The sequence below is a fragment of the Curtobacterium sp. A7_M15 genome (assembly GCF_030705415.1).
Taxonomy (GTDB): Bacteria; Actinomycetota; Actinomycetes; order Actinomycetales; family Microbacteriaceae; genus Curtobacterium.
This window is the reverse complement of sequence record NZ_JAUZED010000003.1, coordinates 78,208-84,298: the sequence shown is the minus strand read 5'-3', so window position 1 is coordinate 84,298 and position 6,091 is coordinate 78,208. Positions and strand designations below refer to the sequence as shown.

Genomic DNA, 6,091 nt, shown 5'->3' with positions numbered 1-6,091 from the left:
CGTCGTGGTGAACGTCGGGGTCTGACTGATTCGTCGAGTGATACGGGGCGACTCGCATGATCGGCTCCTTTGCCATCAGCGCTCACGGACGTGAGCATTACCCACACCGTAGGAGCGAGCGCCGACATCCTCGCCCCGCTCGTGCGACAGCCCGACGGGACGGACGCTGCCGTTGGTTCCAGACCGTTTCACCTGTAGAACTTGGCGACACCTCCGTGATGAGAGCAAGCCCCTTGGTGGTGAGCTGCGTAGGAAAGCGTCCCGTCATTGCAGAGTGCGGTCGCGCCGCCACCCTCGTCCGGTGCCGGTGCCGGTGCCGGTGCCGGTGCGGGTGCCGGTGCCGGTGAACCGTCCCCGGTGTGATGCCGTTTCCTTTCGAGTCTGGAAGGAAGATGTTGATCATGCCGAAGAGGATTCCGGAGGAGACGAAGCAGCGTGCGGTCCGGCTCGTGCTCGATCATCTCGATGAGTATCCGAACCTGACGGCCGCGTGCGAGAGCGTGTCGGCGCGGTTGGGGTTCGGGGCTGAGAGCTTGCGCCGGTGGGTGCGGCAGGCGCAGGTCGATGCCGGCGACCGGCAGGGGGTCACCTCGAGCGAGTCGGAGCGGATCCGCCGGCTCGAGCGGGAGAACGGTGAGCTGCGGGAAGCGAACGCGATCTTGCGGGACGCGGCGGTTTTCTTCGCCGGGGAACTCGACCCCCGACGCCGCTGATCCTCGGGTTCATCGAGGAGCAGCGGGCCAAAGGCCGCTCGGTCGGGTCGATCTGCCAGGTCCTGCGGGAGCAGGGCGTGCAGGTCGCCGAGCGGACCTACCGGGCATGGAAACGGGCCCGGCCCAGCGACCGCGACCTCGCGGACGCGGTGGTCATCGACGCGATCCTCGCCGTGCGGGTGAACGAGAAGGGCGAGCCGTCTCCCGAATCGATGTATGGGCGGCGGAAGATGACCGCCCTGCTGCGCCGACGCGGGCTTCAGGTCTCCAAGCGCAGGGTCGCGGACTTCACGTACGTCAGATCGTGGGCCGGGTTCGTCTATGTGTCGTTCGTGATCGACTGCTTCTCGCGCGCGATCGTCGGCTGGCACGCGTCGACGATCAAGACGATCCCGTTGGTGACGACCGCGCTGCGGATGGGGTTGTGGCGACGCGACCATGGTGGCCACCCCGCCGAGGACGGTCTGATCCATCACAGCGACGCCGGCTCCCAGTTCACGTCCGTGGCGTTCGCGGAGACGCTCGCGCTCGAGGGCATCGCCGCGTCGATCGGATCGATCGGCGATGCGTACGACAACGCCCTCGCCGAATCGACGATTGGGCTGTTCAAGAACGAAGCGATCCGAGACGGCTCCCCGTTCCGCCCCGGGCCGCTCCGCACGATCGCCGACGTCGAATGGGTCACCGCCGGATGGGTCGACTGGTACAACGCCAGACGCCTGCACTCCACCCTCGGACACGTCCCGCCCGACGAGCTCGAGACCGTCTACTACGCTGACCACGAAACGCCACACCACCCGGTGCTGGCACCCGCATAGGAGCGGCAGCCAACCGAGGACGATTCATCAGAAGGACCACCGTTTTGAAGGCCAGCCGCTGGTCTTGCTGACCTGACGTCCATGTCGCGGGAGGAATGACGCGCGCCAGGCAGTCTCGGCAGGCCAACGCCTTCTAAGCAGACCCCGCAGGACTGCCCATCGCTGCCGCGCGCTGGGTATCAGGGCGCAGTAGGTTGTCCGTCCGCGAACCATTCGCTGAACGAGCGCTCGAAGAGCTGCTCGATGACGAGCGCGTTGCCGCCGGCGATCGGTTCGTCACGATCCGCCTGGGAGTGCACGATCGAGAGGTTGCGGGCGGTCAAGGGGAGTGCGGCGTCGTGGACGGCGCGTGCGAAGGGGACGGTGAACGCGTCGTTGGCGGAGCTGATCGCCCCGCCGGTGACCACGACGGACGGGTTGAGCGCGTTCACGAGGACGGCGACCGCCGCCCCGGCGCGCTCCGCCGACCGCCCGACGAGTCGGAGGGCGAGCTGGTCGAACCGCCGTGCGGCGAGAGCGAGATCCTCGGGCACGAGGGCCCGTGCCTCGGAGGTCGGGCGGAGGTCGGATGCCTCGCCCGCGTCGAGGGCGTCCTGCGCGTCGCGGATGAGCGCCCAGCCGGCGGCCGTGGCTTCGAGGCAGTCGGTCTTGCCGCAGCGGCAGGTGAGGCCGTCGCCGTTCGCCACCGGGGTGTGCCCGATGTCGCCTGCCGCGCCGGAGACACCGCGGTGCAGGTGCCCGTCGAACAGGAACGCCGCGCCGATGCCGGTCCCGACCTTGAGGTAGATGAGGTCGAGGTGCTCGTCGTCACCGCGGCGGGCACGTTCCGCCAGGGCGAGCAGGTTCACGTCGTTGTCCACCCAGGTGCGTGCGTGGTACTTCCGCTCGAACGCGCCGCGGATGTCGACGGCGTCCCAGCCCGGCATGATCGGCGGGGTGACGGGACGACCGGTCGCGAAATCGACCGGACCGGGGACGCCGACCGCCACACCCCAGATCGGCGAGGAGTCGACACCGGCCAGGAGCGAGTCGATCATGTCCTGGGCGACCTGCAGCGTCGCCTTCGGGCCCTGCGCGATGTCCCACTCGCGGTGGTCACTGCGCAGGATGGTGCCGTCGAGGTCGGACACCCCGACGCGGATGTGCAGGGCACCGAGCGCGCAGACGACGATGTGGCCGCGTTCCGACCGGAAGCGGAGCGTTCGCGGAGCACGACCACCCGTCGACTCCCCGAGCTCGCTCTCCTCGAGGTAGCCGACGTCGATGGCCTGGTCGACGCGCTGCGCGATGACGGTGCGTCCGAGCCCGAGCGTCTGGGCGAGGCCCGGTCGTGTCCGTGCACGACCGGTGCGGACGAGGTTGACCACCGCCAGGAGGCTCCCGACGCTGTCGACTGCCTGTCGAGTCGTCTCGGTGTAGGTGGTCATCCCTCGTCCGCGTCTGTCGTGTCCGGTTACTTCGCCAGCGTAGGCGACATGACCTCGTGCATCGCACGCCGGATCAGGTTGTGCTGTTCGCGGACGAGGGCGATCGAGTCGGCGTCCTCGACGTCGAGGAAGGCGTGCCCCTCCCATTCGCTCGACATGTACCCGCTGAAGCCACCTCGCGCGAACTCCTGCACGAGCCCGCGGTAGTCGATCGCCGGCTCGTTGCCGTCCTCGTCGATGTCGTAGAACTTCGCGTGCACGTGCAGGATCTGCGGCATGATGTCCTGCCACTCCTCGATCGGCACGTGCCCGTGCATGTTGAACGCCAGGTGCGCGAACGAGCCGAGGATCGCCGGCTCGATGTCCCGCGAGCGGAGGTAGTCGAGGAACTGTGCCTGCCGTTCCGTCCCGGGGGCGTCGGTCGCCCAGATCTCCTGCAGACGCTGGACCGCGGCGTCGTCGAGGCCGAGACGACGGACCGCCTTGAGCAGGGCTGGCGACATCGCGTGCATCGTCGACGAGAAGTCGGCGACGAAGCCGAGCAGCGGCGAGTCGAGCTCGTCGAACAGTTCGCGCACCTCCATCGTCGCGGGTGTGTTCGGGCCGTGCGGGGCGTGGATCTCGTAGCCGAGCTTGAGATCGAGCTCCTCGGCGAGGGGAACGAGCCGCTCGAGCAGTGCGCGACGCGTGCTCTGGATGCGCACGAGCGGGAAGCCGAGACGCTTCGCACCGCGCAGCATGTGCGCCGAGAACTCGTACTCCTCGTCGTTGTCCATGTCACGGGTCCGGAGTCGCCCGAAGTCGAGGTTCGCGCCGTACGACGACGGCTCGAATCCGTACTGGTCGAACGCACTCCGCCACTCCCGCTCGAACTCGGCGGTGACGACGGGGTAGGAGCGGATCATCTGCGAGGCGACGATCTCGATGCCGGGGCCGACCTGCTGCTCGGCGACGCGGGCGAGGAGCGAGTCGAGGTCGTAGTGCCCGGCGACCATCTCGTTCGTCGCCGAGTACAGCGTGAGGCCGAGCTTGAACGGCTCGTCGGGTTGCTCCGGTTCCGGGGTTACGTCGCGCGTGTGGACCGTCGGCCGGGGCGCTGCCGGTGCGTCCTGGGGGAGGACCTCGAGGTCGAGCACCTGGTGGACGTTCTGCGGCACGTAGAGCTCGGGTCGGATCTGCATGTAGACGAGCGTCAGCTTCGCGCGGACCTCGACGGTGTGGTGCTCGCCGACGGTGACCGGGGCATCGAGGTCGAGGGCGAGTTCGGCGACGTCCTGGAGGAACCAGAGCGTGTCCACCTGCTCACGGAGCTCGGCGACGCGGTACGACCGGCCGTTCAAGCGGAAGGTGAGCTGGTCCTGCGTGAGCTCCTGGCCGTCGAAGGTCACCACGATCTCGTCCACGACGGAGAGCCACAGGCTGCGGTACCAGGGCAGGTGGAGGAGGAGCTTCGCGCCGTCCGCGTCGGTGCGGAGGCTCAGTGGGTTGATGAAGACGTTGTGCGTTGCCATGGTCGTTCCCTTTCAGAGGATCGGGGCGGTGTGGTCGGAGGGGATCGCGGCGGTCACGCCGCCGCGCGTCCGGAAGGTGATGACGAACGCGGCGATGGCCGCGGCGACGACGAGGATCCCGGCGCTGGCGAGGAAGACCGCCGAGTAGCCCTGGACGAGGACGCCCGGGTCGGGGGAGCCCTCGGTCGCGGCGAGGTAGAGGTTCGTGAGGACGGCGAGGCCGATCGAGCCGCCGATCTGGTTCGCGGCGTTGGAAGCGGCGGCTGCGGCTCCGGCGTCGCGCTCGTCGACGCCGGCCAGGGCGACGCTCTGCGCGGGCATGAAGATGCCGGCCATGCCGACGCCCATCACGACGAGCCCGGGCAGGACCTCGGTCCAGTAGGACCCGTCGGCGCTGACACGGCTGAGCAGCACGAGGCCGAGGGCGGCGACGAGGGGGCCGCCGACGAGCATGGGCTTCGGGCCGGTGCGCGGGATGAAGCGGACCAGGACCGGGATCGTCGCGGCGATCGCGACAGCGAAGGGAAGGGTGGCGAGCCCGGAGGCCAGGGGTGAGAAGTGCAGCACCTGCTGTAGGTGGAACGTGAGGTAGAGCGTCATCCCGACCACCACGCCACCGCTGCACGCCTGCACAAGCATCGCCCCACCGCGGGCCCGGTGCAGGACCACCCGGAGCGGCAGCAGCGGCGCGGAGGTCCGCTGCTGGATGACGACGAACGCAACGAGGAGGAGGACGCCGACGATGACGAACAGCAGCGCGCCGCCCTCGATCCAACCGGCCTCGGCACGCGTCAGCCCGTACACGAGTGCCCCGAAGCCGAGCGCGACCGTGACGGCCCCGGCGACGTCGTAGCGGGAGCGCTCGGACGACCGGCTCTCGCGCAGGACCGGGACGGCGGCGACGAACGCGGCGATGACGATCGGCACGTTGACGAGGAGGCACCAGCGCCAGCTCGTCCACTCGGTGAGCACTCCGCCGAGGATGAGCCCGACCGCGGCACCCGACGACACGATGCCCCCGAGCAGACCGAACGCGACGTTGCGTGCCCGGCCCGACGGGAACGTGACGCTGACGAGCGACAGGGACGCCGGGGCCATGAGCGCGGCAGCGGCGCCCTGCAGCACCCGAGCGCCGATCAGCTCGACGCCGACCGTCGACAGGCCGCCCCAGAGCGACGCCGCCCCGAAGAGCGCCAGTCCCAGGAGGAACGTGCGCTTGCGGCCCCAGAAGTCGGCGATCCGGCCGCCGATCAACAGGACGGAACCGAACGCCAGGGCGTAGCCGGTGATCACCCACTGGCGGAGTTCGTCGCTCAGGTGCAGGTCGACCTGCGCCCGTGGCACGGCGATGTTGACGATGGTCGTGTCGAGGATCACGAGCAGCTGGGCGGCGGCGAGTGTGAACAACACGAGGCGGTCGCGGACCGACACGGTCTCTTCGGGCAAGGGCCTCTCCTTCCGGTGACGCCAGGGGGTTTCCAGCCCGGATCACGCCTCGTCGCGGAGGAGGACCACTCCGGCTTCTGCGCCGGACCGACTTCTGCACGGTACACGTGAAAAGCGTCATCTTCAACTCACTTCAAACATTTCTTGTTGACTTTTGCATGACCCGTGCTTATGTT

4 protein-coding genes and 1 pseudogene are annotated in these 6,091 nt (G+C 68.9%); 1 reads left to right on the top strand and 4 read right to left on the bottom strand.

What is annotated here, in order from left to right; genetic code table 11:
• Positions 1-188: 188 nt before the first annotated feature.
• Positions 189-461 carry a DUF3761 domain-containing protein gene (locus Q7F20_RS01440; RefSeq protein ID WP_305738329.1) on the bottom strand — a complete coding sequence of 91 codons (273 nt, stop codon included), beginning with the start codon at positions 459-461 and terminating at the stop codon, positions 189-191.
• On the opposite strand from Q7F20_RS01440, the pseudogene Q7F20_RS01435 reads away from it, so the two are divergent.
• A pseudogene (locus Q7F20_RS01435) lies at positions 402-1,531 on the top strand (IS3 family transposase). The gene Q7F20_RS01440 and the pseudogene Q7F20_RS01435 sit on opposite strands and share 60 nt — an antisense overlap.
• 179 nt (positions 1,532-1,710) lie before the next feature.
• On the opposite strand, the gene Q7F20_RS01430 reads toward Q7F20_RS01435, so the two are convergent.
• From Q7F20_RS01430 to Q7F20_RS01420, 3 genes are read right to left on the bottom strand one after another with little or no spacing between them, the layout of a single operon-like run.
• Positions 1,711-2,958, bottom strand: coding sequence for an ROK family protein (locus tag Q7F20_RS01430; protein WP_305738328.1), 1,248 nt, complete (start codon positions 2,956-2,958; stop codon positions 1,711-1,713).
• 26 nt (positions 2,959-2,984) lie between these two features.
• Positions 2,985-4,469, bottom strand: coding sequence for a DUF6379 domain-containing protein (locus tag Q7F20_RS01425; protein WP_305738327.1), 1,485 nt, complete (start codon positions 4,467-4,469; stop codon positions 2,985-2,987).
• A gap of 12 nt (positions 4,470-4,481) precedes the next feature.
• Positions 4,482-5,915, bottom strand: a complete 1,434-nt coding sequence (locus tag Q7F20_RS01420) for an MFS transporter (RefSeq protein ID WP_305738326.1) — start codon at positions 5,913-5,915, stop codon at positions 4,482-4,484.
• Between the last annotated feature and the right edge of the window lie 176 nt (positions 5,916-6,091).

Excerpts from the sequence above, each read along its gene's own strand:
- Q7F20_RS01440 (WP_305738329.1), bottom strand. The coding sequence starts at position 461 with ATGATCGAGCACGAGCCGGACCGCACGCTGCTTCGTCTCCTCCGGAAT.
- Q7F20_RS01430 (WP_305738328.1), bottom strand. The coding sequence starts at position 2,958 with ATGACCACCTACACCGAGACGACTCGACAGGCAGTCGACAGCGTCGGG.
- Q7F20_RS01425 (WP_305738327.1), bottom strand. The coding sequence starts at position 4,469 with ATGGCAACGCACAACGTCTTCATCAACCCACTGAGCCTCCGCACCGAC.